Here is a 25327-nt window from a genome sequence, read left to right on the forward strand (position 1 = left end):
TGCGCACGCCGCCCGCTCCCGTCGCACAGCCTGTTGCGCCGCGAGCCGGGCTTTTTCTTTTTGGGGCGGGCAACGCACGCTCGCAGCGGTGGTGAAATCACACAACAATAAGCGGAACCGGGCACTGCCCCCGGCTCCAAATGGCAAACCCGAAATCTGGAAGCACCCTACATGACACGCCCTCTGATCCTGCATCCCGACCGTCTGTTTCCGGCCGATAAAGTCAGCCGGGATATCGCCCGCAAACTTTACGAGAGCGTAAAAGACCTGCCGATCATCAGCCCCCACGGCCACACGGATCCGTCGTGGTTTGCCGAGAACAAGCCATTCGGCAACCCCGCCAACCTGCTGATCCGCCCGGACCACTATGTGTTCCGTATGCTCTACTCCCAGGGTATCCCGCTGGAGAGTCTCGGCATCCGCACCCAGGATGGTTCCGAAGTAGAGCAGGACCCGCGCAAGATCTGGCAGTTGCTCGCGGACAATTACCACCTGTTCCGCGGCACCCCGTCGCGCACCTGGCTGGATACGGTGTTCCACGATGTGTTCGAGCTGGATGTGCAGCTGAGTTCGGAGACTGCCGATCTCTACTACGAGCGCATCGACAGCTACCTGCGCCAGCCGGAGTTCCTACCGCGCGCGCTGTTCGAGCGTTTTAATATCGAGGTGATCGCGACCACCGAATCCCCGCTGGACGACCTGCGCCATCACCAGAAAATCCTGGACAGTGGCTGGAAAGGCCGCGTGATTACCGCGTTCCGCCCGGATCCGGTGCTGGATCCCGACTTCGAGGGTTTCACCGATAATCTGGCACAGCTGGCGGAGATCACCGGCGAAGATACTTCTACCTGGCCCGGCTACCTGGCGGCGCTGCGCAATCGTCGCGAGTTCTTCAAGCAGATGGGTGCGACCTCTACCGACCACGGTCATCCCACTGCCACAACCGCCAACCTGTCTGCGGCGGAGGCGGAGGCGCTGTTCCGTCGCGTTTGTGAAGGGGTGAGCGCAGGCAATTGCAGTGCGGAAGATGCGGAGCTGTTCCGCGGTCAGATGCTGACCGAGATGGCGCGCATGAGCATCGAGGATGGTCTGGTGATGCAGATTCACCCGGGCTCTTTCCGCAACCACAACAAGGTGGTGTTCGAGCGCTTTGGTCGCGATAAGGGCTGCGATATTCCTTCGCAGACCGATTACGTACACGCGCTGCAGCCGCTGCTGGAAGCGGTGGGCAATGAGCCGGAGCTGAGCATCATTCTGTTCACTCTGGATGAGACCAGTTACAGCCGCGAGCTGGCACCGCTGGCAGGCCACTACCCGGCACTGAAGCTGGGCCCGAGCTGGTGGTTCCACGACAGCCCGGAAGGTATGCGCCGTTTCCGCGAGCAGGTAACCGAGACTGCCGGTTTCTACAATACCGTCGGCTTCAACGACGACACCCGCGCGTTCCTGTCCATCCCTGCCCGTCACGACGTGGCGCGCCGTATGGACTGCGTATGGCTGGCGCAGCTGGTCTCCGACCACCGCCTGCAGGAAGACGAAGCCTTCGAACTGGCCACCGACCTCGCCTACAACCTGGCGAAGAAAGCCTACAAGCTCTGAACTTCGTAGCTTGCTGGTGCTCTGGCCTGCCTTCGTGGCGCCGGAGCACCGGGGATCTGTTTTCAGAACCGCTGTGAACCCATCCCTGGGCGCTGCGGCGCAAACATCCTGTTTGCGACGCTTCTGAAAACAGATCCCCGGCACTCCTGCTTAAATGCAGAGCGCAATACTTCGTAAGCGAATACAGATTCGGTCAACCGAGTAGAAAAAAATGAGCCAACAAAGACTCAATAACGAAATTCTCGAAAGCCTACCCGCTGAGGTGATCAAACCGGCCTATGACCGCAACGAGGTCACCACCGGCATCGTGCACATGGGTATTGGCGCTTTCCATCGCGCGCATCAGGCCTGGTACACGGAAAACCGCATTGCCGCGGGTGAGAAAGACTGGGGCATTGTGGGCGCGAGCCTGCGCTCCGCCGGTGTGCGCGATCAGCTGGTGCCGCAGAACGGCCTGTACTCCGTGGTGGAGAAATCCAACGCGGGCACCAAGGTGCAGATCATCGGCGCAGTGAGCGATGTGTTTGTGGGCCCGGAAAGCCCGCAGCAGTTGCTGGAGCTGCTGGCTCAGGAGAGCGTGCGTATTGTCTCCCTGACCATCACCGAGAAAGGTTATTGCCACGATCCGGCCAGCGGCAACCTGAATCCGCAGCACCCGGACGTGGTGCACGATCTGGCCAACCCACAGAGCCCGAAGTCTGCGCTGGGCTATATCGTCGGCGCGCTGGCGCTGCGCAAGGAGCGCGGTCTGCCGGGCTTTACCGTGCTGTCCTGTGACAACCTGCCGTCCAACGGCAAGCTGCTGGGCAAGGTGTTGTCCCAGTATGCAGCGCAGGTCGACGGTGAGCTGGCGGCGTGGATTGCCGAGAACACTACGACTCCGGCCACCATGGTCGACCGAATTGTGCCGGCCACTACCGATGCGGACCGCGAGGAGCTGGAAGCAATTCTTGGCTGCCGTGACGAGGCGGCGGTGATGGCAGAGCCATTTGCCCAATGGGTAGTGGAAGATAATTTCCTGCGCGGTCGCCCGGCCTGGGAAAAAGTCGGTGCAATGCTTGTGGATGATGTGGAAGTCTACGAGCTGATCAAGCTGCGCCTGCTGAACGGCAGCCATTCCATGCTGGCCTACAGCGGCTATCTCGCCGGTTGCGAGACAGTCGCAGACGTTATGGCGGTACCGGCGTTCAACAAGCTGGCACTGCACTTTATGAAAACCGAAGCGACTACCTCCATTGATGTGCCGGCAGACTTTGATATTGCTGCCTACCAGGCAGAACTGATCGAGCGTTTCGAGAACCGCGCCCTGCGCCACCGCACCTGGCAGATCGCTATGGACGGTTCGCAGAAGATTCCCCAGCGCTGGCTTGGTACCCTGCGCCATCAGCTGGGACATGACGGCCCTATCGAGGTGCTGAGCTTTGCCCTGGCCAACTGGATTCGCTATGTATCCGCAGTGGATGAGAAAGGCGAGACCATCGAGGTGTCCGACCCACTGGCGGCGGAACTGAAGGCCATTTGCGATCAGTTCAAGCCTCAGGGTAACGATGCACTGGCGGCAAGCTTCCTTGCCTTTACGCCGGTATTCGGTAACGACCTGAAGCAGAGTGTTGCGCTGCAACAGGCCGTGGTGAACTGGCTGAACAAGCTCGACGCGCAGGGCACACTGGCCTGTGTGGAAGAGGCGTTCGGCGACCTCTAATTATCTGTTTTATTAAGAGCGAAATTTGTCCACCGGCGAAGGCGCCGGACTTTCCTTCGGGAATCAACAGTTTGTCTTATACGGTGTTTTAGTTGTTAACTGTTTTAGTTACTGAGTTTTTCTCGCTAGTTTCCCTTCCTCATTGAGGATTTCCCTTGGAAACATTTTTCAATCCCGCGGCTAACCCCGCGGGATTTTTTTGTCGATTGAAGTCAGGTTTACCAGGCCCACTATTCGTTTGACGGCTTGCCAATGGTCGCGAGAATACCGCCGTCTACATAAACTACCTGGCCATTGACGAAGTCACTGGCTTTCGATGACAGGAATACCGCAGCACCCTGCAGGTCTTCAGGGTTACCCCAGCGGCCCGCCGGTGTACGGCCAATGATGAATTCGTTGAACGGATTACCCTCAACGCGGATCGGCGCAGTCTGGGCGGTGGCAAAGTAGCCCGGACCAATACCGTTCACCTGAATATTGTGACGCGCCCACTCGGTAGCCATATTCTGGGTCAGCATCTTCAGGCCGCCCTTGGCTGCCGCATATGCAGAAACACTGTCGCGCCCCAGCTCACTCATCATCGAGCAAATATTGATGATCTTGCCCGCACCGCGCTCGATCATGCGACGCACCACCGGACGAGTCATTACCATCACCCCGGTGAGGTTGGTTTCCAGCACCTTGTTCCACTCGGACAGCTCCATTTCCAGCAGCGGAACACGGCGGATAATACCGGCATTATTCACCAGTACATCAATCGGCCCCTGTTCTTGCTCGATCACCGGCACCATGTCATTGACCACGGCTTCGTCGGTGACGTTGAACAGGTAACCGTGGGCATCGTGGCCCTTTTCACGCAATGCGGCAACGGCGTTGTCCAGCTTTTCCTGGGAGGAGTGGCCAGTGATGACCAGCTTGGCTCCGGCATTGCCGAGCCCTTCCGCCATGGCCATGCCCAGGCCGTGGGTAGCGCCGGTTACCAGCGCGACTTTTCCGGTGAGATCGAAAAGTGATTTGGACATAACAAACTCCAAACTTTGTATTGGCGGATTAGCGCAGCTCTGTCGGCTGTACTTTATCCATATCGTCGTAGTCGTGGTTTTCGCCAGCCATACCCCAGATAAAGGTGTAGTTACTGGTACCAACGCCGGAGTGCAGTGACCAGGTCGGGGAGATCACCGCCTGCTCGTTCTGCATCCAGATGGTACGGGTCTGCTGGGGCGGCCCCATGAAGTGACACACAGCCTGGTCTTCCGGCAGATTGAAGTACATGTACACTTCCATACGACGGCTGTGGGTGTGACATGGCATGGTGTTCCAGCAGCTGCCTGGAGCCAGTTCGGTCATGCCCATCTGCAACTGACAGGTTTGCAGCACATCTTTAACCAGCAGTTTGCGCAGGGTGCGCTTGTTGCAGGTTTCACTCGCGCCCAGCTCAATCACCTGCGCGTCGCCCTGCCCAACCTTGGTGGTAGGGAATTCACGGTGTGCGGGCGTGGACAGAATGTAGAACTTGGACGGCGCAGTTTTCACATTGCTGGAAAACTTCACGTCCTGGGAACCGCGGCTGACGTACAGGGATTCCTTGGTGCCGATTTCGTAGACGGTTCCGTCCACTTCCACGCAGCCTGGGCCACCGATATTGATGATGCCCAGCTCGCGACGCTCGAGGAAATAATCGGATTTCAGCGCGTCAACGGTTTCGAGTTTCACTACGGAGTCGACCGGCATCACACCGCCGACGATCATGCGATCCACGTGGGTGTAGGTCAGGTTCACTGTGTCGGCGGTAAACAGTTTCGGCACGAGGAATTCATCGCGCAGACGCTCGGTACCGTAGTTCACATAGTCAGCCGGATGGCTGGCATAACGCTCTTCGAAATTGGTGGTCATATTTTTCCCCTGTTGTACATCAAGGTTCCAGATTGCTACAGCACCTGAATGCGCAGGTTCTGGTGGCCGGCCAGCAGAACCGCCACGGCGCCAGTTAGTAGCACCGGGAACCTTCGGGTAAATTTTAAGATTCAGATTTCAGCAGCTTGTACATCTCGACGCTGGAAGTGATAAACGGCGCGGTGCCCTTGGGGTCGTCGTCGTAGATCGGCTCACTCATGTAGTACTCGTAGCTGCCATCGCGGCCGTAACCGAGGCCGGCCACCTGACACATGTCGGTGATGCTGATGGTGCCGTCCGCATGTACCTGTACAAATTCATCCAGTAATCCTTGATAGGCTTTTTTCGCGGTATCCAGGTACTGGTCTTTTGGCAGGTAGCCCTGGTTCAACGCCTTCGCATAGAAATAGGTGAACATGGTGCTGGCAGTGGATTCCAGGTAGTTCGCACGCTTGCCCGGCTTGTCGATGATCTGCCACCAGGTGCCGGTTTCCGGATCCTGGTACTTCTCGATCACCGGAGCGATCTCCGCAATCATGTCCAGCAAGTACTGGCGTTCTTCGGTGTTCTCCTGCGGAATAAAGTCGAGCACGTCCACCAGCGCCATCGCCAGCCAACCCATGCCGCGAGCCCAGTGGTACTGAGAAAGGCCGCTTTCTTTATCCGCCCACACCTGCTCACGCTTCTCATCCCAGGCGTGGTAGAACAGACCGGTCTCTGGATCCTTGAGAATTTCATTGACCACTTTGAATTCCGCCAGCACTTCTTCCACATTGGGCTCATCGTGCATCAGCTGCTCGTAGTGGGCGAGGAACGGAATACCCATGTAGACCCCATCCAGCCACACCTGGTAGGGGTAGCGCTTCTTGTGCCAGAAGGCGCCCTGGGACGTGCGCGGGTGATGTTCCAGCTGCTCGAACAGGGTATCGACGGCCTTCTTGTACGACGGATCCTGATTGCGCTCGTACAGTCGCAGCAGCATGGTGCCGGCGCGGATACTGTCGATGTTGTATTTTTCCTGCACGTAGCCGTTGATGCTGCCGTCTTCATTCACGAAGGACCCCATCACAGTCTGTACCGCATCGGCATAGCGCGCTTCCGGCGCAACCTGGTTCAGCTCGTCGTAAGCCTGCAGCACCATACCGGTGGTGTACTCAAAGTAAGACGGGCGCTTGCGGATGTGATCGTAACCGCCGAAGCGATAGTCGAGGGTTTTGCGCTCCAGCTCGGAATCCGCCAGTTTCTTACTCCACTCCAGCGCGACCTCGGCGGTAAGCGGCTGATCGGTTTGCGCTTCGCTTGCTGCAGTAGTCAGGCGCTGGCGCAGGGGCATGGTGAGCTTTTCCGCTTCCTGTTTCAGGTAGGTTTCAAACTCGGCCTTGGTGGTAATGGGGCCCTGCTCGCTTTCCACTTCGTTGGCCCAGGCGGCCACAAAGTAGTACTGCACTTCATTGCCGGCTGGCTTGAGGATGGCAACCTGATTGTGTTCATCCTTGGTGACTTCGTCGATGACCTTGCGCTTGGCCAGCACGGCCATACCCAGATTGGCGCCGTCCAGGCTCTGCGGGCCGTAGGTACCGATGTAAGTGTAGGCATGGCCTGTTATATCCATGTCCCCCACGATCAGGTCGGTACCCTTGTGGTTGACGACGCCGGCAATCAGGTTGTCCAGCTCCTCGCTAGTCTTCGCATTCACTTCCACCAGACGGCTGCCGGCGTGCATGGAAAGTACCGCGGTCAGGTCGGTCTGGATGTCCTCGGTCGGCTTCCAGCCCTTGTACTGAATTTTGAAGGACGAGTAGAGGTCACCGTTTTCGGTGATATCAGCCTGCCAGTCCTGCACGTCGCTCACGCGGATGACTTTTTCCCCATCCCAGTAGCCGTAGCCACCGACACCGACGGAGCTGCCGACCTTAAGAATATCCATGCCCCAGTCGGCGGGCTCATGGTAGGAATCGAATCCGTCCTGGCCTACGTTCTGAAGTACCGGCTGCGAAGTCTGCTTGCCGAAAATATCGAAACCATTGCGCCAGTCCAGGTAAACGCGGTAGCCAACCAGATCAGACTCGATGCCCGGACCTTCGTAGCGGATGAAGTAGGAGTGATCGGTGTGTGCTTCCGGCACGGACAGTGTGCTGACATTCTGGAAGCTGCCGCCCTTGTATTCACGCTCGACCCATTCACCGCCCACCTTGTGGGAAATTTCCGCCTGGGTGCGTTTGGCAATCGCTTCTGCCGCGACATCAGCTTCGGCGATGCGCAGCTTGAGGGTTTCATCGACGGCCACATCCACAGTGAAAATGATGCCGTCCTTGCTGCCATCGGCGTCTTTGTCGATGGCCTGCACGGGAATCTGTTCGGCCTGGCTCCACACCGCGATCGGTGCGGCAAAACCGGCCTTTAGTCCAAGTTCGTAGTAGCTGAGGTAAACTGCTTCGTCCAGACGCGGGAAAGCCGAAGGATTGGAAAGCTCCAGCGTTGCAATGGCACTCGGCTTTTCTGCCTGAGCAGCGGTTGCAGCTGGTTCCGCGGATGTTTCAGCGGCTTTCTCGCCACAAGCGGCAAGGGTTGCTGCGGTCATCGCAAAAGCAATTACCGTCAGGCGGTGGTTGCGGATGGACTTGTCAAACAGTTTCACAGACGTCTCCACGAGTTCGGGTTTTATTCTGTTGTTAAATCGAAAAACGGCCGGGTGCGAATTCGAATCCATGCGCCGATGTCTCCACCGGCAGATCCCTGCACCCGGCCGCTGTTCTCAGTTCTTAACCTTCAATTCAGATTAGAACTTGTACTGAGCACCTACGTAGTACTGACGACCGTAAGTGTGATCCACCACGATACGACCGGAAGAGTCGATCATCTGGCGGTTTGGTTCATCGGTCAGGTTGATGCCCTCGAAGCTCAGCTTCCAGTTATCGTTGACGTTGTAGCTGGCTACAAAATCGACGTTGGCAGTACCTTCGGTGTACTCGGTGTCGTTGCCATTACGGGCAGAGTTCGGTGCACGAGTCAGGTAGTCATCACGTACCGCATAAGAGATACGCGCGCTGAAGTTCTCGTCCTCGTAGTACGCGGTGGTGTTGTAGGTGTTCTCAGACATGCCCACCAGTGAATCCAGTACCGGCTCTTCGCCCGGCTTGGCGTAGTTCATTTCTGATTCCACGTAGGTGTAATTCAGAATCACGCCGAAGTTGTCGAACAGCGCCTGCTGGTACTGAAGTTCGATACCGGAGAGTTCGCCGCCGTCGCCGTTGATGTTGCGGGCAATTTCCCAGCTATCGCTTGCGCCGTAAGTACCTTCGTCGGTGAGCAGGTCAGCATTCAGACCGGTGTCAGACCAGGGGCGGTCGCTGTCGGTTGTGCTGGTGATAAACGAATCGACATCCTTGTAGAAGTAAGCCGCGGCAAACACCGCATCGTCGGCAAAATACCACTCATAAGATATGTCGTAGGCACGCGCGCGGAACGGATCCAGCAGCGGGTTGCCGTAGCTCACCTTGCCGTTGAACTGGTCGATGCTACCGCCAGGCGTGAGGCTACCCAGTCCCGGGCGGGACATGACGTCCGCTACGGAGAAGCGGGCGATCATGTCGTCGTTGATATCGTAAGCGAGGTTCAGCGAAGGCAGGGTATCGGTGTACTCGTTTTCGACAGTCACCTGCACCAGCTCGTCATTCAGCTCGGTGTAGCCCGTAGACTGGGTTTCGGTGGTGACGTGGCGCACGCCGAAGTTACCGCGTAGCGGCAAGCCGGCTAGGTCGGTCCAGCCCAGCTGCAGGTAGAAACCGGTATCGTCCTCGCGCACATTGCGGATATCGCGAGCGCGCGGCGCCATACTGGCCGCAACTTCCGCAGAGTAGGTATCCAGAGTGGACTGCACAGCCGGTGAGAACCAGGTGATACCGTTCATGCTGGTGCTGCCGCCCTGCAGAGTAGCCGCGGAGATGTCACTGAATTTCGGCCCCGCGCGATTTTCTTCTACGTCAAACTCGAAGCTTTTGTTAGACACACCACCAGACAGGGTCATCTGGTCATTCAGGTCAAACTCCAGGTTCAGGGCCACAGTGTCGAAGCTGTTGTCGACAGTGTTGGGACGGTGACGCAACTCGACAAAATCGAAGTTGTTCGGGTTAGCAGTATCGAAGTCCGCGAAGTCGATGCTGCCACCGGCTGTGGTCGCGTTGTAGGTGAAGCTGTTTTGGACGTTGATCGCATCCACGATAGCAGTGGTCTGCATCGGGTTGCTGTAGTTGGACTCGGACCCACCCCACAGTACATCACCGCGCAGACGATCAGTAAACTCATGGGAAGCGCGGATGGAGAACTGGTCAAACTTGGTTTCCAGCTCATCGAAACGATGCTCCACGCGCAGATCGTAATTGTTTACGGTCATGGAGGTGATAGTGCCGTTACCGTCGATGGTGTAGTCGGTAACGTCGTATTCTGGATAGTTACCCCCGTCCTTCAAACTGACGGAAACAAATTCCTCTTCACGGGTCGCTTCATATACCGAGGTGAGGTAGTCCACCAGGATCTCGGTGCGGTCAGTCGGGCGGAACTGCAGTGTGCCGGTAAAGCCCTGGCGATCCTGCTCGTGGGTGAACTTACCGTAACGGGGAATACGCGGGAAGAAACCTTCGTTCAGTGCTGCGAGTTCGGCATCGTCGGCACAGGCAGAACAGTTGGCGATCTCTTCACTGGCGGTCCAGCGCACGGTAGAGAAGCCCTGCTCCAGCACATTGCGCTTGGAGGAAGAGTAAGTCGCCAGCCAGCCAAAGGTTTCCGCTTCGTTCTTACCGGAAACCAGGAAAGAGGTGCGCGGATCCGCCTCCGAGGACTGATCGTTGTAACCCATCTGGCCATTGGCGGCGAAGGTGAAGCTTTCGTCGTAATCCAGCGGGCGACCGGTGTTCAGATCCACGGTAGCGCCCAGGGAGCCCTCATCCAATTCGGCGGAGGAAGTCTTGTGCACGGTCAGATTGGAGAACAGCTCGGAAGCAAAGGTGTTGAAGTCAAATGAGCGGCCGCGGTTGGCACCGCCGGAGGAGTCAGCACCACCGGTAGTGGAGACGGCTTCCAGGCCATTGATGCGCACACGGGTAAACTGCGCACCCAGGCCGCGCACGGAAATGTTACGACCCTCACCGGCGTCACGGGTAATGGCTACACCAGGAATACGCTGCAGGGATTCTGCCAGGTTGAGATCGGGGAAATCGGCAATGTCTTCCGCCAGGATGGCGTCTTTGCTTCCAACGGCATTGCGCTTCTGGTCGAGGGCTTTTGCCAGGCTGTCACGGTAACTGGCCGTTACGGTGATCTCTTCCAGGGTGGCATCGTCGAGGTTGGAATTGGACTCTTGCGCAAAGGCCGGCACCGCAACAATGGCCATAGCAAGCGTGAGTGGTTTTAGCTCGAAGGTCTTCATGACTCTCATCTCCGCCTATCGTCTTTATTTTGGTAAAACCTGTTTTTGGTAATACCGCTTATTATCAAAGCAAACCGATATTCGCACACGGATTACCAACTGGCAACTTTTTGGCAGACCAATTTCGCCAATATTACGGCTTTTCCCCTCGGATTGAAGAGTAACGCGCCAAAGCCCCCTGAACCAGTGTGTATACGCCAACACTGGCCGCCTTCCGGAGGGCTTTGGAGGAGGGACTAACGCGGGTTAATCAGCCGGGCTTAAAGGCCTGACCATTGATCGTGACATTATTCACGGTCAGGCCAGTCACCTCCTCGATCACGCCAAGAGAGCCAGCCTGGTCAATGCGGCTATTGGAAATCTGCAGACCGCGAATTGGGGCGCGCTCGAATCCGCGGATTTGGAAGGCCCGGTTGGCTTGTTTACACACCAGGTTCTCTACCTGGATGTTGTACACGTTCGGATCAAAGTCGCCCTTGTCGCCTTCCTCGTAGAAGAAGTTGATGACGATGACATCCTTCACCTGGCCAATGGTCAGGTTGCGCACGTAGATATCGTGAATATTGCCACCGCGCATGGCGTTGGTCTTGATGCGCAGGCCGCGCTCCAGGTGTGGGCTGCTCATCACACAGTCTTCCAGGAATACGTTGCGCACGCCGCCGGAAATCTCGCTGCCCAGTACGAGGCCGCCGTGACCGTCGCGCATCTGGCAATTTCGTACCACCACGTTCTCGGTGGGGACATTGACCCGGCGACCATCCGCGTTGCGCCCGGACTTGATCGCGATACAGTCATCACCGTTGTCGAACAGGCAATCCTCGATCAGAACGTTTTTGCAGGACTCGGGATCACAGCCGTCGGAATTGGGGCCGTGGCTTCTTGTAGTCACACCGCGCACGGTAACGCCTTCACACAGCACCGGATGAATTACCCAGAACGGCGAGTTTTCCAGGGTGACGCCCTCGATCAGTACATTTTTACACTCGTAAAATTGAACCAGCGGCGGACGCAGGAAGGACTCCTCCGCATAGTGGCGGTCGGCCACCGGCACCCCGGCCTCCATCTCCTCCATCAGCTTCGCGCGCGCCGCGTGCTGGGTATCACCCTCGTTCGAGCTGTTATCGCACTTGGTATTCGCGCCTTTCCACGGCCACCAGGTGTCGCAGTCGGCACCACCGTCGATCAGGCCTTTGCCGGTGAGCGCGACATTTTCCGCTTTGTGGGCATAGATCAGCGGCGAGTACCCCATCATTTCCATGCCTTCCCAACGGGTTTTGACCGCCGGCAGGTAACGCTCGGGCTCGGGGATAAAGTGAACCTCGGCCCCTTCCGCGACGTGCAGCTCGGTGTTGGAAACCAGGTGAATCGGGCCGGTGCGATATTTGCCCGCAGGCACCACAACACGGCCGCCGCCAGCCTTACGGCTGGCCTCGATCGCTGCAGCAAAGAATGCGCTGGCGTCCTCACCCTCCCCCGTGGCCCCGAACTCCTTCAGGTTGAAGTCTCGCGCCGGGATAGAAGGCAGCTTGATTGCGGACAGGATCTTCGGCACTTGCGCCCAGGGGCCGTTGTACTGGGCCCGCGGGGGGCGACTCATGGCCACGGCCTGGGAAAGCGCCCCAGGGATTGCCGGCACCGCCGCAGCGGCCACCAGAGATTGCAAGAATACTCGCCGGTTGAGTCCAGTCATAAATATCTCCCGGGGCTTATTGTTGTACTGGTTAGGTAGGGAAAAGCTCATCGCATGCGGTTTCGCCAGCTGTGTGGCAAGACCAGTATTAAATTTTGGCCAATACTGTCATACCAATTTTTGGAGGGCAACAACCACGCAGTCAAATCCGGGGTAAAACTGGTACCCGGGTGCACCACATGCTCGTCGGATCAGACTTAAAAAAGAGGCATAAAAAAGCCGGCACAAATGGCCGGCTTGCAAGAAATAGCAGGGAGGCAGGGGGTCAGGGCAGCGCAAATCTCTGGCGCGCGGCACTCATCTCGCGGCGGGCCTGCTCCAGAGCCTCGGCCTCGGTTGCGTCCAGCAACTGCTGCACCACGCGCTGCAGGTGATCGCGCATGGCATTGCGCGCGGCTTCAGGGTCTCGGTTCTGAATCGCTTCCAGGATACGGCGATGCTCCTCGATGCGCGGCTTTGAACCGACCTGACGCACCTTTTCAAGGATGCGGGCAGATACGGAAGAATTGTTGCGCAGCTTCCACAGGTGCTCGCACACGGAAACAACTGCATCGTTGTGCGTGCAGCGGGCAATGTGCAGGTGAAACTTCTCGTCCGCCACTTCTGCGCTGGAGTCAGAGGCGTTCTCTGCAATCATTTCATCCAGGATACTGGCCAACTCCGCCACTTCGGCTTCACTCATTTCACGCGCAGCCAGGCCTGCGGCCTCACCCTCGAACATCATACGCGCCTGCAGAATCTCAAACGCACCAATATCGCTTTCACCGGCAGCGAAGGTACTGGCTTCGGAGTCAGTCACGTAAACGCCCGAGCCACCTTTTACCTCGACGCAGCCGGCAAGTTCCAGCGCGATAATGGCTTCGCGCACGGTGGGTCGGCTCACCTCGAAGCGCTCGGCAAGCTTGCGCTCAGCGGGCAAGCGTGTGCCGGCCGGGTAGTCACCGGCGGCGATAGCGGCAGCCAGCTTTTCGGCTACCTGTTGATAAAGTCGGGCACCTTGCATCGAGCCACTCTCCTGCGTTAATAACTGCAACTATTCTTCTTTATTTATATTCCGCACGCGGGGGAATTACCCCTGCGCAACGTTCCGGGCCAGGTTGCCGGACCAGCCTGGCCGGCTTATCGCCACTGCCTCATCCGCCAGCCCGTTACGAAACCAAAACACCCTGACCAGTCCGCCTTGGCCGTCACCTCTTTTGCCCCCACACAAGATGAGGGCTCAAAAACCGATCGTGCAGTTTAACAGAACGGGTTTAACCACCACAACACAGATATTGCCATTACAGTCTTACCAAATTCAACTATGCTTCCGATTGCGGCCTTACCAATATAGTGTTAGATTGCAACCAATCATAACGACAACTGACCGCGAGTCCGAATTAGCGGAGTCAGGACAAGATGGATCTCATTCATATACATACCGACGATAATGTCGCCGTCAGCAAGGTTCCCCTGCCCGCGGGCACGCTGGTGAACTGGGCGGGCAGCATGATGCCGCTGGTTTCTGATGTACCGGCGATGCACAAGGTGTGCGTGCGCGCTATCCGCTCCGGTGAAGCGGTCATCAAATACGGCCAGGTTATCGGTTTTGCGCGGGAGGACATTGCTCCCGGCACCCACGTACACGAATTCAATATGGAAGCGGGTAACCACCAGGTTGCGCATGAGTTCTGCCGGGACTATTTCCCCACCGAGCTGGTGGCACCGGAAGAGCGCGCCACGTTTATGGGCTACCGCCGCCCGACTGGCAAGGCCGGTACCCGCAATTACCTGGCTGTGGTTTCTACCGTTAACTGCTCGGTTACCGTTTCCCGCGCGATTTCTGTCCACTTCCGCGACAGCGGCAAGCTGCGCGATTTCCCGAATATCGATGGCGTTGTGGCGCTGGGCCACGACAGCGGCTGTGGCATGTCCACGTCCGGCGAAGGTTACCAGACGCTGCTGCGCACCCTGCATGGGTATATTGCCCATCCGAATTTCGCCGGCGTTCTGCTGATCGGCCTCGGCTGTGAGGCGATGCAGATTACCAGCCTGATGCGCGAGACCGGTCTCCAGGAAGGCGACAATTTCCAGGTAATGACCATTCAACAGCTGGGCGGTACCCGCGCGGCAATCGAAGCCGGTATCGAACGCCTGACCAAAATGTTGCCTGCGGCAAACGCCTGTCAACGCGAGCCTATTCCCGCGTCGGAACTGACGATGGCGGTCCAGTGTGGCGGCAGTGACGCCTACTCCGGCATTACCGCAAACGCGGGCCTGGGTGCAGCGGCAGATATCCTGGTGCGCCAAGGCGGCACGGTTATTTATTCAGAAACGCCAGAGATTTACGGCGCCGAACACCTGCTGACCCGCCGCGCAGCGTCTCCGGAGGTCGCGCAGAAATTGGTTGACCGCATCGCGTGGTGGGAAAACTACACGCAGATGAACGGTGTCGAGCTCAACAACAATCCGTCTCCGGGCAACAAGGCCGGCGGCCTGACCACCATCGCGGAAAAATCACTCGGCGCCCAGGCCAAGAGTGGTACGACGGCGCTGCAGGATGTTTATTTGTACGCGGAGCAGGTGCGCAAGAAAGGCCTGGTGTTTATGGACAGCCCCGGGTTTGATCCCGTGTCCGTTACTGGCCAGGTGGCAAGCGGTGCAAATGTGGTCTGCTTCACCACCGGCCGCGGTTCTGCCTTCGGTGGCAAGCCGGTACCGAGTATCAAGCTGGCGAGCAATTCCCATCTGTTCGAGCGTATGCGCGAGGATATGGATATCGACTGCGGTGGGATTCTCGACAAACGCTATTCCGTGGCGGAATGTGGTGAGATGATTTTCCAGCAGGTGCTCGCGATTGCCTCTGGCGAGAAGAGTGCCAGTGAGAAGCTGGATTATGGAGATAATGAATTTGCGCCCTGGCATCTCGGAGCGGTGGTCTAGCTGCCCCTTCGAGTTGATTTTAAGAAACCGGCCTTGTGCCGGTTTTTTTGTTTTTAGGGCAGCCAAATTTAGTGGCATGAGTGCTTTGAACCCAGCCCGGTGACAGCAAGGCACCGGGGATTCATTAAAGTTCAGTGCTACGTATTTATTATGCTTCGGATTTAATCATGCAGCTTAGCTGGAGCTTTACTGAGCAACACAAGAACCAGTGTGGCCAACGGGCCAAAAATCAGGCTCAGAATCCACCATATAAGACCGCTACGATTTTTCCCCTGAGCCAAGCCTGCATTGATCAGGGAAAGTGTTCCCCAGCCTACCAGCCACTCCCGCGACTGAATCATTACCTGATACTCTTCCATAATCCCTTCCCAAGCAGCTCAATAAAATACCGAAGCGCGAATCTAAGGCAGCGTGCCGGGTATCTGTTTTCAAAAGCGTCGGCGACAGGGACGTCGCCGACGCAGCGTACAGGGATGTATTCACAGCGGTTTTGAAAACAGATACCCGGTGCTCTGCCGCCACACGGTCAACTAAGCGGTACCACAATACATCAGTTATCTAACAGAAACCGGGCAATAGTCCGGAACCCGTGGCCCTTGGCTCCCTGCGCCCACTGATCATTCGGCCCGGGTAAATAAGACCCGGAAAGATCCATATGTACCCAGCCGCGACCTTCATCGCGCACAAACTTCGCCAGGAAGGCAGCCGCCGTTGAGGCGCCGGGTGTGCCATCCATGCCCACGTTGGCGATCTCAGCAAAGCCCGACGGAATCTGCTCCAGGTGGAATTTTTCCAGCGGTAAACGCCAGGCTTTTTCGTTTTCAGATTTCGCCGCGCTCAACACCTTCTCGGCCATTTCGTCTTCAAAACTCAATACCGAATTGTAATCGCGCCCAACCGCCATTTTTGCCGCACCGGTTAAGGTTGCCGCATCGAGGATGTAGCGGGGATTCTGTTCGCTGGCTTCAATCAAACCATCCGCCAGCACCAGGCGTCCCTCCGCATCCGTATTCAGAATTTCCGCAGTCACACCATTCTTGTAGCGGATTACATCGCCAAGTTTGAAGGCATGGCCGGAGATCAGGTTTTCCGCACAGCACAGGTAGAGCTTCACACGTTTTTTCAGCCCGCGCGCAATGGCCAGTGCCAAGCCGCCGGATACCATTGCCGCACCGCCCATATCGGATTTCATATGCGCCATACCCGCCGATGGCTTGATGCTGTAGCCGCCGGAGTCAAAGGTTATCCCCTTGCCCACCAGGCAGATATCCACAGGCGCTGCATCATCACCGGTGGGGTTGTAGTCCAGCTGCAACATGGCCCCACCGCGCACACTGCCCCGGCCCACGTTGTGAATGCCCATAAAGCCTTCATCCAACAACTCTTCGCCGGAGACGATACGGTAACTCACCGCATCCGGAGCCAGACTCTGCAGCATGTCTGCCGCGCTTTCCGCCAGCGCGCGGGGGAAAATGTTTTCCGGGGAACCGTTGGTAATTTCCCGCACCCAAATGCTGGCGGCCTTGCGCGCGTCCAGCTCTTTGCGTTCATCGCCTTCGCCGATCCCCCAGTCCAGACTGCTCTTGCGGTTGGGGTTGTAGTAACCGGCCCAGAAGCTCCAGCGGCTTTCCAAATCCCAGTTGTCGCCGGTGAGGGCGATATCCGTCACCCCCATACCGTCGAGACGGCGCGCGGCGCGCTGTACGGCGACCAGGGTGCCGCCGGTGGCCTCGGTGGCGTGAATACAGGCCTCGCGTTCGCTGAAACTCAACAGAGCATTTTTACCCCAGTGGTCCGCCGCCGCGGTATTGTCCAGCCGTACCTGCATCGCTGTTGTCATCTGTACACCTTGATTTAGTAAAGGAAGGAAAGTGTCTGGTACACATTATTGGGTCAGTCTAGCAGCCTGCAAGTGGTGGTTTGCACCGCCGGGGCTGGCACATTGCGCCACTGGGGATGGTGCCGATACACTTTGCAGGTTAAAAACCACGACAGGGAAGACCGGGGATATCAAAATGGGAACAAGCTGCCACTATCACTCCGGTGCAGATGCCATCTGGCAATGTACCGGTTGCCGCAAAGACTACTGCGGTGATTGCGTCCCCGGCTCGGTGGACAACTACTACAAGTCCACCCCCAAATGCACCCTGTGCAACAACCGCCTGGAAAACGTCGGTGCGAGCAACAAGGCCAAACCCTTCTGGCAGATGGCCTCTTTCTATTTTCGCTACGCCCTCACCTCCGGACCGCTCACCGTATCGGCCATTTGTGCCGTCGCCGCCCTCGCCATGACCGGGCTCGGCCTGCTGTCGATCTTTGTGTTCGTGGCCACCCTTGCTGTGGTGATGCGCTACAACCTGCTGGTGATTGAAAAGCTGGCCGGTGGCCAGCTCGAGGCCCCGACCTTCGGTGACGCCCAGGACGGCCGCAGTGCGGCCGTTTTCGCCAAGGTCATCGGCATGATCCTGGTGGCCGGTGGCGCAGGGGCGCTGTTCGCCGGGCTCGGCGAGAGTGCCGTGCAGGTATACTCCATCGCCCTGTCGTTACTCGCGCCGGCGGCGATGATCGTGCTGGCGCTGGAGCACAGCATGCGCGCGGCGATAAACCCGCTCAAGCTGCTGCAGTTCACCCTGATCATCGGCTGGCCTTACTGGCTGTTATGGCTATCCACCAGTGCCGTGTCCGCGGCACCCGCCTATCTGCTGCCGGTAGTGGCGGACAAGCTCCCGGTGTGGATGCTGCTGCCACTACTGGCCTTTCTCACCAGCTATTTCTCCATCGTCACCAGCGCCATGATGGGCTACATCTGCCTGACCCGGCAGCGTAAGCTGGGTGTGGTTGCGCAGGTGGAAGACGAGGAGTTTCTGGAGGAGCTGGAGTTCTCGCGGCGCAAGGCCCTGGCGGATGCCGGCATCCTGTTGCGGGAAGGTCGCCACGATGAGGCGCGTAAGGCCCTGGTCAACGTTCTGCGCCAGCAACCGGACGACATTGCGTTGAACGAGCGCTACTTCCGCCTGCTGCTCGCCACCGACGATAAAAAGGCATTGCGCGAGCTGGGCCCCCACCTGCTGGAGCGGTTCATCAAGTTGAATCACGCCCACAAGGCTGCGGAGCTGTATCTCGCGCTGTCCAGTAGTCACGGCGCACCGGCCATCGACAAGTCGCTGTTACGCCACCAGATTGCCGAGGCTCTTTACCGCCAGGGCCAGTTCAAACCCGCCCTGGGGCTGATCAACAACCTGCACAAGGAAGACCCGCACTACACCCGCTTGGATAGCGCGTACCTGCTGCTGGCAAAAATCTATATGGATGGGTTCAACCGCACCGACAACAGCCGCAAGCTGCTGGCATTTGTGCGGAAGCAATTCCCCAAAAGCCAGGTCATGGGAGAGGTGCGGAAACTGGAAAAAATTCTGGCTGTGGAACAGAGCGCTCAACCAGCATAACCGGGTAGTGCGACTATTGGCGTAAATCGCTCTGTGATTTGCGGCCCGGGGCTATATCGTCGCAGGCCGCAGGGTGCGGGCAAAGTCCTGAGCTTTGCGCGCGCGCTCTTCATCACCGCAGCGGCGGTAATGATCCACCAGGCCATTGGCCAGACGTGCCATCAGCGGGTGACGCTGCTCTTTCTGCTGCAGCCGCTGCAGCAGGATTTCCACCAGAACCCAGCGTTTCTCCTTTGCCGCCCGTTGCGCCAGAATAAGGCAGACACGGGTGTTGAGAGCACGCGGGTCGCCGGGCAGCTGCAGGTAGCGCTCAACGCCGTCTGCCACCGGAGAAAAATCCTGTCCCGGTAGCCGCGCCAGCGCGAACAATGCCAGCCAGGCCTTGTGGTGGGCCTCGCTCTGCGGCGCCAGGGCGCTCAGCTCGATGGACTTTTCAACCAGAACCAGAGACTCAGGGTGCTGGCGCTGGGCACTGGCCGCCGCCTGCCCAGCCTCCACCAGCTTGCCGCTGTTCTGCAGCGACTCGATACGGGCGAGCGCCAGCTGCTCCGGAGTGGGCGGCAGGTCCTCCTCCACATGAATTTCACGGCCCGGGCGCAGCCGGATCAGGAGCATGGTGCCCACAAAGCCGGCCACCAGCCCACCAAAGTGCGCCCAGTAAGCAATATTGTCGCTGCCAAAGAAATAACCAAAGACTTCCTTTCCCAGCCACAGAGGCAACACCAGCAGCGCCGGTGCGGTAAATTCCCCGAACGCGAATCCGAGGGTGTAGAAAAACCGCAGGCGGCGCACACCATATACCGCCACAAACATGCCCATCACCGCTGACACAGCGCCGGATGCCCCGATCACCGGCATCAGGCTGCCCGCTTCCACTCCCATGTGCAGTCCGGCAGCGGCAAGGCCACCCAGCAGGTACAGACCGATAAACCAGGCCGCCCCCAGTGCCAGCTCCACCGACAGGCCAAACAACAGCAGAAAGATCATGTTGCCCAGCAAGTGCTCCCAGCTCCCATGCAGGAACATGTGTCCGAACAGCCCCTGCAAGGTCGGCTCCGCCGGTGTCAGTCCATAAGCGAAGCTGGACAGGCGGTTACGCATTTCGTCGAACCGGGCTCGCTGGGCGAGCCACTGCTGCTCCCCTTCCTGCGCCAGCTGTGGCATCAGCCAGTTGTGGAACTCATGGCTCCACAACAGCTGTTCGTAGATAAACTCTTCTCCCGCGCCCTGCGCCTGACTGCGCCACTCCGGCTTTTCCACCTGCACAAACTCGTAGAACCGCTGCTCCTCCAGCGCGGGCAATTCGCTGGAGAAGTAAAATTCCTCCGCCGCTTGCCAGCGCGCCTCATCGCCGCTCTGGTAGAGAACGAAGACCAGAAGGTTGACGAGAATCAGGGCAAAACAGACCAGGGGCGGGCGACGCCAGTCGGGCTTGTTCTGGATGGGTATGATCAGCAAGGGCGGACCTGTGGCTCGATTGGCGGTAATAAGGTTAAGGGTTCGATCCGCTGAGAATACAGGGGCTGGAAAATATGACCAGCCCCCGCCACCCCTATTGCGGCAAACAGGTGGTGAATTGCGTCAATGACCGGGGGAGCCACCACCGTCACCTCCGCCGTCACCCCCACTTTCACCATCGCCGGTATCGCCGCCTTCCCCGGGCCAGTCCTCGATTCCGGCGGAGCCCCGGCGCTCGTCAGGCAGCGGCTCCCGGGGATCCACACGCTCTGTGTCCGGAGCACTGCCAACCTCCCGGGGGGGCGGTTCCTGCTCCCCCCAGCTGCGCACATGCAGATCCCGCTGGGGGAATGGAATCTCGATACCTCGCTGATTGAACTCCCGCAACAGCTCGATGTTATACAGCGCGTTGAGATCGCCGAGGGACGACACCGCGTTACTGTTGACCCATACCACCAGCTTGAAATCCAGCGAGCTGTCACCGAAACCGGTGAGCCAAACTTCGGTCTTGCGCTGCCAGTTACTGAAGGTCACCGGCACCCGCTCGGCAGCGGCCATGGCGGCCTCGCGCACTTGCTCCGGATCCGTCCCGTAAGCCACACCAAACGTCACGTGAATCCGGCGCACCGGATCTTCCAGGGTGTGATTGGTGACCCTTCCGGTCACGAACTCAGAGTTGGGCACCAGAATATCCACATTATCGCGCGTGGTGATGCGGGTCGAGCGCACGTTGATATCGCGGATACGCCCGAATACCCCCGACTCCAGCTCCACCAGATCCCCCACCCGCAGGGGCTGCTCGACCAGCAGGATGATGCCGGAGATAAAATTGGAAAATATCGCCTGCATGCCAAAGCCGATACCTACGGAGAGAGCACCGGCGATCAGCGTCAGCTTGGAGGTATCCAGACCCACCATGGCAAGAATGATCACGAAAGTGATCAGCACGATGCAGTAATTCAGTACGCGCCACAGGGTATAGGCGGCCTGCTCACTGGTGCGGCTTTTGCGCACCATGCGCCGCAGAATCAGGTTGAGTATCCGCGAACAGGCCCAGGCGGCGAGAATCACCAGGATCATCTTGGCGATGTCTTTCAGGGTGATGGGCTGCTGGCTGACGGCGAACAGTTCGTAGTTGGCCAGGTTACGCCAGCTGGTACGCAGTTGCTGGAACTGCAATACCAGCCGGTCCCCCATCGTCCGCCACCAGCCCTGCTGGCGCTGATACACAAAAAGCTGGGCCTTTTCGTAGCGTCGCACATCGTCGATCATGTCACGCACTCGCACGAGCCCGCTGCCGACCTTTTCAAACTGTTGCCACCACTTGCGCATGGCCTTGCTGTCTTCACCCACCCAGGCGACGATCTGGCGCTGGCGCACGTTGAGCTGACGGGTCAGGTTATCGCGGACGGTCTCGGCATTGCTCATCAGGTCTTTGCTGAAGGAGAGCTTCTCCTGTTCGACCGCATCGTTCAGCACACTGTTCATCGCGAGCAGCAATTCCTGCTTGCGCAGTTGCAGACGGTTTTCCAGCGCTTCCACGCTGTAATTCATCATCTGAATCTGCTGCTGCATGGTGACAGCGGCATCGGAGGTTTCGAAAATCAGGTTCTGGCTATCGCTGCGCTCCCGCACCAACTCCTCGAGACCCGACTTTTCCTCGGTACGCGCTGCTGACAGTTTCTTCGCCGCATCCGCGCTGTACTTGAGCTCCTTCAGCATGCGTGTCAGTTCCGCATCCGCGTATTTCAGCTCTTCATCCCACAGCGCGATCTGCTCGTTGATCATGCTCTGCTCTTCGAGCACTTGCAGGTGACTGACCTGCGCCTGGAACACATTCAGGGTGGCTTTTAAGTGCCCGGGATCGGAGGTTTTTTTTTCACGTAGCGCACTCACGGATTCCCGAAAGCGATTCAGCGAGAGGGTGACGTTTTCGTCGGTCTGCGCTTTTTCCAGCCGCAAGCCATCGAACCGCTGTCGCCCACGAGCGGTTGCCGCGTCCGATTCAGCCCACTGCAATACGGTCGGATCGGCCGGGAAGGCAACGTCCGGCAGGATGCTGACCTTTTTCAGCTCTTTGCGCTTTTTCCATATTTTGCGGATATCGTTGAAGCGCAGATTGACCGTCTTGACCTGCTCCGCGAGCTTCGCCTCCTCCGGAAGAGAAACGCTCCAGTCTTTCCAGGCCTTTTCCACCTCGGTCAGCCACTGCTCACGCTCATCGAGAGTGACGTCCGGCCAGTCGGTCCACCAGTCCGCAGAGAGGTTATTGAAGTCGGGAATGACGGGGGAGAATTCCTCCGGCTTGGTGGAAGGCAGTTTCGCGCTGGCGAGGGAGGGAATCAGCAGGCAGAGACACAGCACCCCCAGGCACACGAGCAGCGCGCGTGAAGGCATCGCGGTAAAACGAGGTAAGCGCGAGAAGCGCGGAATGAAGCGCGGAATATGGGCGGCGCTGAAAACTCCCATGTATGAGACTGTCCCTGTACCTCTGTTTCTGTACCCCTGTCCCTGCGCTTCTGGCTCCGCCAGAAGTTACCGATACTGCATCCTTACCGCGGATCCCAGTACCGATCGGGTACCTGTGTGCCCCCTGCATGTGAGCGCAATGACCTTTACGCTGCCAGAAACATGCCCGGGGACCACATCTGATTCAGTGTAGATGAGATATACAGGCGCTCAGCGCCGCCGATCATAGCGCTGGATACAGTCGCGGTATTCCCGCTGGTAGATTCGCAGGCGCTGGTTTTCGAGGCTGCTGCCCCGGCGTGCGGCATCCATTGCATCCTGGCGGCAGGCGGCCTCCGCGAGCGCGCGATTGTCGTAGCGTTCGCCGCTGGCATCATAGGGAGGCCGCACATTGGCATAGGGCCTGCGACCGCGATCGCGGTCCGCTTCAAACAGGGGTACCCCCCCGCCATCCAGCTCGTCGGGGCTCAACGCACCAGGAGGATAGGCCCGCGGAATTCCGGAGCGGTCGCGCAGATCATCCAGGTTTTCATCAGGGTAGCCGTACAAGCGCTCCTCATAGGAGCCCACGATGTCACCGTTGTAGTAACGTCGCCACTCATAGGGTGGCGTGGTCACGATATAACGGCGGCGTCCGGGCTCGTAACGGTAGAAGGTGCCGGTGCCACTGAGAAAGAATCGTCGCCCGTCGATATCGAATCCGGTACTGCCGTAGGGAATGAACGTCAGCTCAGCGCCCAGCGGCGGCTCCACTCGCAGGTAACCGTCGTCTTCCTTGCGGTAAAAATATCCGCCCTGGTAGTAATAGATATTGCCGCTCAAAGTCAGGCGCGTGGCACCGGCGGGAAGCGTGCGCTGGCGGTTGGGATCGCGCTGATAATCTTCTTGCGACTCGGCACTGGAATTTTCCGTAACTTGCGCCGTCGCACCAAAACAAAACGCCAGCAGCGCGCCGCACAGGCACACCGACAGCAGGCGAAACAGCGCCTGGTAGGAAAATTGGCAGGAAAATTGCGGAACGTGGCGCATGTGCTACCTCGAGATTGCACAAAACAGAGCCGCTTAACGCTGGCGCCCTGCATCCCCACCCGCATTCAGAAAAATGGCAAAAAAAGCAGCGCACGGCCTCTACATCTCGCCGCTAGCCGCCACGAACAGGCGGAGCGGACAGAAGCCGCGCGCGCTAGGTAGCCGGAGGCGCCGCCCAATTGAATGACCGGCGAACGCAACAGAGCGCACAGGCCTCTTCGACCCCGCACTTTTGTTACACGGCCGACTACCACCTTGATTGTAGATTGCCCCAGCCGGTATCCACACCAATCGGGGCACCGCCCGCCTCAGCCTGGACTGAAGCAAGCGATTGAGTCACTGTCACGCCAGACCAGAAATCACCTCGCGCAGCGTGTTTACAATGGTATCGATCTCGTGGGCTTCGACGATCAGGGGCGGCGACATGCACAGTGCATCGCCAATCCCACGTGCCATCACGCCCGCGTCCCAGGCCAGCGCCGACGCCTTGCCACCGAAACGCCCTTTGAGACCCTCTGGAGCGCGCAGCTCAATCGCCCCAACGAGGCCGTAATTGCGCACATCGATCACATTGTCCAGGTCCGCTAACGAGTGCAGCGCATTTTCCCAGTGCGTGCCGATATCCCCGGACGCGCGAGTCAACAGTCCCTCACGATCGTAAATATCCAGCGTCGCCATGCCTGCCGCGCACGCCACCGGGTGTGCGGAATAGGTGTACCCGTGGAAAAACTCCACCATTCCCTCTGCCGCCGCATCCATCACCGTGTTGTAAATCTTGTCGTTCACAAACACCGCTCCCAGCGGCACGGTCGCGTTGGTAATCCCCTTGGCAGAGGTCATCATATCCGGGGTTACGTCCCACTCTTGCGAAGCAAACGGCGAACCGGTACGGCCCCAGCCTGAGATAACCTCATCGAAGATCAGCAACAAATCGTGCTGGTCACAGATCTCGCGAATACGCTTCAGATAGCCCTTGGGCGGCAGGACCACACCGCCGGCTCCGGAAAACGGCTCCACAATCACCGCCGCAATCTGATCCGCCCCGTGGAAGGTCACCAGGCGCTCCAGGTCCTCCGCCAGCTCCAGCCCGTGCTCCGGCAGCCCCCGGGTGAACGCATTGCGCTCGATATCCAGTGTGTGGCGCAAATGGTTGGCCTTCACCGGCTGTCCGAAAGACTGGTAATTCGGCGCGATACCACCCACGGAGATACCGCCAAAATTCACCCCGTGGTAACCCTTCTCACGGCCGATAAACATCGTGCGTGTACCCTTGCCGCGCGCACGCTGGTACTGCAGCGCAATCTTCAGTGCCGACTCCACCGCCTCGGAACCGGAGTTACCAAAGAATACCCGGTTAAGTCCATCCGGGGTGTACTGCACCAGGCGCTCTGCGTACTCAAAACTCAGCTCGTGCCCGAAATTAAAGATGGAGCTGTAATCCAGTTTGCGCGCCTGTTCGGAAATGGCATCGGCAATTTCGCTGCGGCAGTGACCCGCATTGGAACACCACAAACCGGCAGTGGCATCGATGATTTTGCGGCCGGATTTATCGTACAGGTAAATCCCCTCCGCCCGTTCAACAATACGGGGCGCCGCCTTGAAGGTGCGGTTGGGGGTAAAGGGCATCCAGAATGCGTTGGTGTTCAGTTCGGACATGGTTCACTCCGGTTTTCCGTAAAATTAGCGTTAGCGTT

General features: G+C 58.4%; 16 protein-coding genes. 4 read left to right on the plus strand and 12 right to left on the minus strand.

Annotated elements, in window-relative coordinates:
• Window positions 1-171 precede the first annotated feature (171 nt).
• A complete protein-coding gene (gene uxaC / locus GTQ55_RS16370) occupies window positions 172-1599 on the plus strand; it encodes a glucuronate isomerase (RefSeq protein ID WP_161859691.1) in 1428 nt (475 codons plus the stop codon).
• 211 nt (window positions 1600-1810) lie between these two features.
• Window positions 1811-3301 carry a mannitol dehydrogenase family protein gene (locus GTQ55_RS16375; RefSeq protein WP_161859692.1) on the plus strand — a complete coding sequence of 497 codons (1491 nt, stop codon included), beginning with the start codon at window positions 1811-1813 and terminating at the stop codon, window positions 3299-3301.
• Between the two features lie 230 nt (window positions 3302-3531).
• On the opposite strand, the gene GTQ55_RS16380 is transcribed toward GTQ55_RS16375, so the two are convergent.
• From GTQ55_RS16380 to GTQ55_RS16405, 6 genes are all read right to left on the minus strand, one after another.
• Window positions 3532-4323 carry a gluconate 5-dehydrogenase gene (locus GTQ55_RS16380; protein ID WP_161859693.1) on the minus strand — a complete coding sequence of 264 codons (792 nt, stop codon included), beginning with the start codon at window positions 4321-4323 and terminating at the stop codon, window positions 3532-3534.
• Window positions 4324-4351: 28 nt separating this feature from the next.
• The gene (gene kduI, locus GTQ55_RS16385) at window positions 4352-5194 is read right to left on the minus strand and encodes a 5-dehydro-4-deoxy-D-glucuronate isomerase (RefSeq protein WP_161859694.1); all 843 of its coding nucleotides are present in this window, start codon (window positions 5192-5194) and stop codon (window positions 4352-4354) included.
• A 124-nt stretch (window positions 5195-5318) separates the two neighbouring features.
• Window positions 5319-7832 carry a glycoside hydrolase family 88 protein gene (locus GTQ55_RS16390; RefSeq protein WP_202620638.1) on the minus strand — a complete coding sequence of 838 codons (2514 nt, stop codon included), beginning with the start codon at window positions 7830-7832 and terminating at the stop codon, window positions 5319-5321.
• A 141-nt stretch (window positions 7833-7973) separates the two neighbouring features.
• Window positions 7974-10619 (minus strand): TonB-dependent receptor, encoded by a 2646-nt coding sequence (locus tag GTQ55_RS16395; protein WP_161859695.1) that lies wholly within the window; start codon window positions 10617-10619, stop codon window positions 7974-7976.
• 250 nt (window positions 10620-10869) lie between these two features.
• Window positions 10870-12309, minus strand: coding sequence for a glycoside hydrolase family 28 protein (locus GTQ55_RS16400; RefSeq protein WP_161859696.1), 1440 nt, complete (start codon window positions 12307-12309; stop codon window positions 10870-10872).
• A gap of 265 nt (window positions 12310-12574) precedes the next feature.
• Window positions 12575-13312, minus strand: coding sequence for a FadR/GntR family transcriptional regulator (locus GTQ55_RS16405; RefSeq protein WP_161859697.1), 738 nt, complete (start codon window positions 13310-13312; stop codon window positions 12575-12577).
• Window positions 13313-13707: 395 nt separating this feature from the next.
• On the opposite strand from GTQ55_RS16405, the gene GTQ55_RS16410 reads away from it, so the two are divergent.
• Window positions 13708-15231, plus strand: a complete 1524-nt coding sequence (locus tag GTQ55_RS16410) for a UxaA family hydrolase (RefSeq protein WP_161859698.1) — start codon at window positions 13708-13710, stop codon at window positions 15229-15231.
• Between the two features lie 161 nt (window positions 15232-15392).
• On the opposite strand, the gene GTQ55_RS16415 is transcribed toward GTQ55_RS16410, so the two are convergent.
• Together GTQ55_RS16415 and pepB are read right to left on the minus strand one after the other, a co-directional pair.
• Complete coding sequence (locus GTQ55_RS16415) at window positions 15393-15590, minus strand: antitermination protein NusB (protein WP_161859699.1); 198 nt, start codon at window positions 15588-15590, stop codon at window positions 15393-15395.
• Window positions 15591-15781: 191 nt separating this feature from the next.
• A complete protein-coding gene (gene pepB / locus GTQ55_RS16420) occupies window positions 15782-17071 on the minus strand; it encodes an aminopeptidase PepB (protein WP_161859700.1) in 1290 nt (429 codons plus the stop codon).
• Window positions 17072-17246: 175 nt separating this feature from the next.
• Between pepB and GTQ55_RS16425 the strand changes: the two genes are divergently transcribed.
• Window positions 17247-18677 (plus strand): tetratricopeptide repeat protein, encoded by a 1431-nt coding sequence (locus GTQ55_RS16425; RefSeq protein WP_161859701.1) that lies wholly within the window; start codon window positions 17247-17249, stop codon window positions 18675-18677.
• A 51-nt stretch (window positions 18678-18728) separates the two neighbouring features.
• Here GTQ55_RS16425 and GTQ55_RS16430 read toward each other — a convergent pair whose 3' ends face one another.
• The 4 genes from GTQ55_RS16430 to aptA form a co-directional block, all read right to left on the minus strand.
• A complete protein-coding gene (locus GTQ55_RS16430; RefSeq protein WP_161859702.1) occupies window positions 18729-20135 on the minus strand; it encodes a rhomboid family intramembrane serine protease in 1407 nt (468 codons plus the stop codon).
• A gap of 123 nt (window positions 20136-20258) precedes the next feature.
• On the minus strand, window positions 20259-22604 hold the full coding sequence (locus GTQ55_RS16435) for a mechanosensitive ion channel domain-containing protein (protein WP_237567733.1): 2346 nt from the start codon (window positions 22602-22604) through the stop codon (window positions 20259-20261).
• Window positions 22605-22814: 210 nt separating this feature from the next.
• Window positions 22815-23633, minus strand: a complete 819-nt coding sequence (locus GTQ55_RS16440) for a DUF6515 family protein (RefSeq protein ID WP_161859703.1) — start codon at window positions 23631-23633, stop codon at window positions 22815-22817.
• 342 nt (window positions 23634-23975) lie between these two features.
• A complete protein-coding gene (aptA, locus tag GTQ55_RS16445) occupies window positions 23976-25289 on the minus strand; it encodes an omega-aminotransferase AptA (protein ID WP_161859704.1) in 1314 nt (437 codons plus the stop codon).
• Window positions 25290-25327: the final 38 nt, after the last annotated feature.

The sequence above is a fragment of the Microbulbifer hydrolyticus genome, assembly GCF_009931115.1.
GTDB lineage: Bacteria > Pseudomonadota > Gammaproteobacteria > Pseudomonadales > Cellvibrionaceae > Microbulbifer > Microbulbifer hydrolyticus.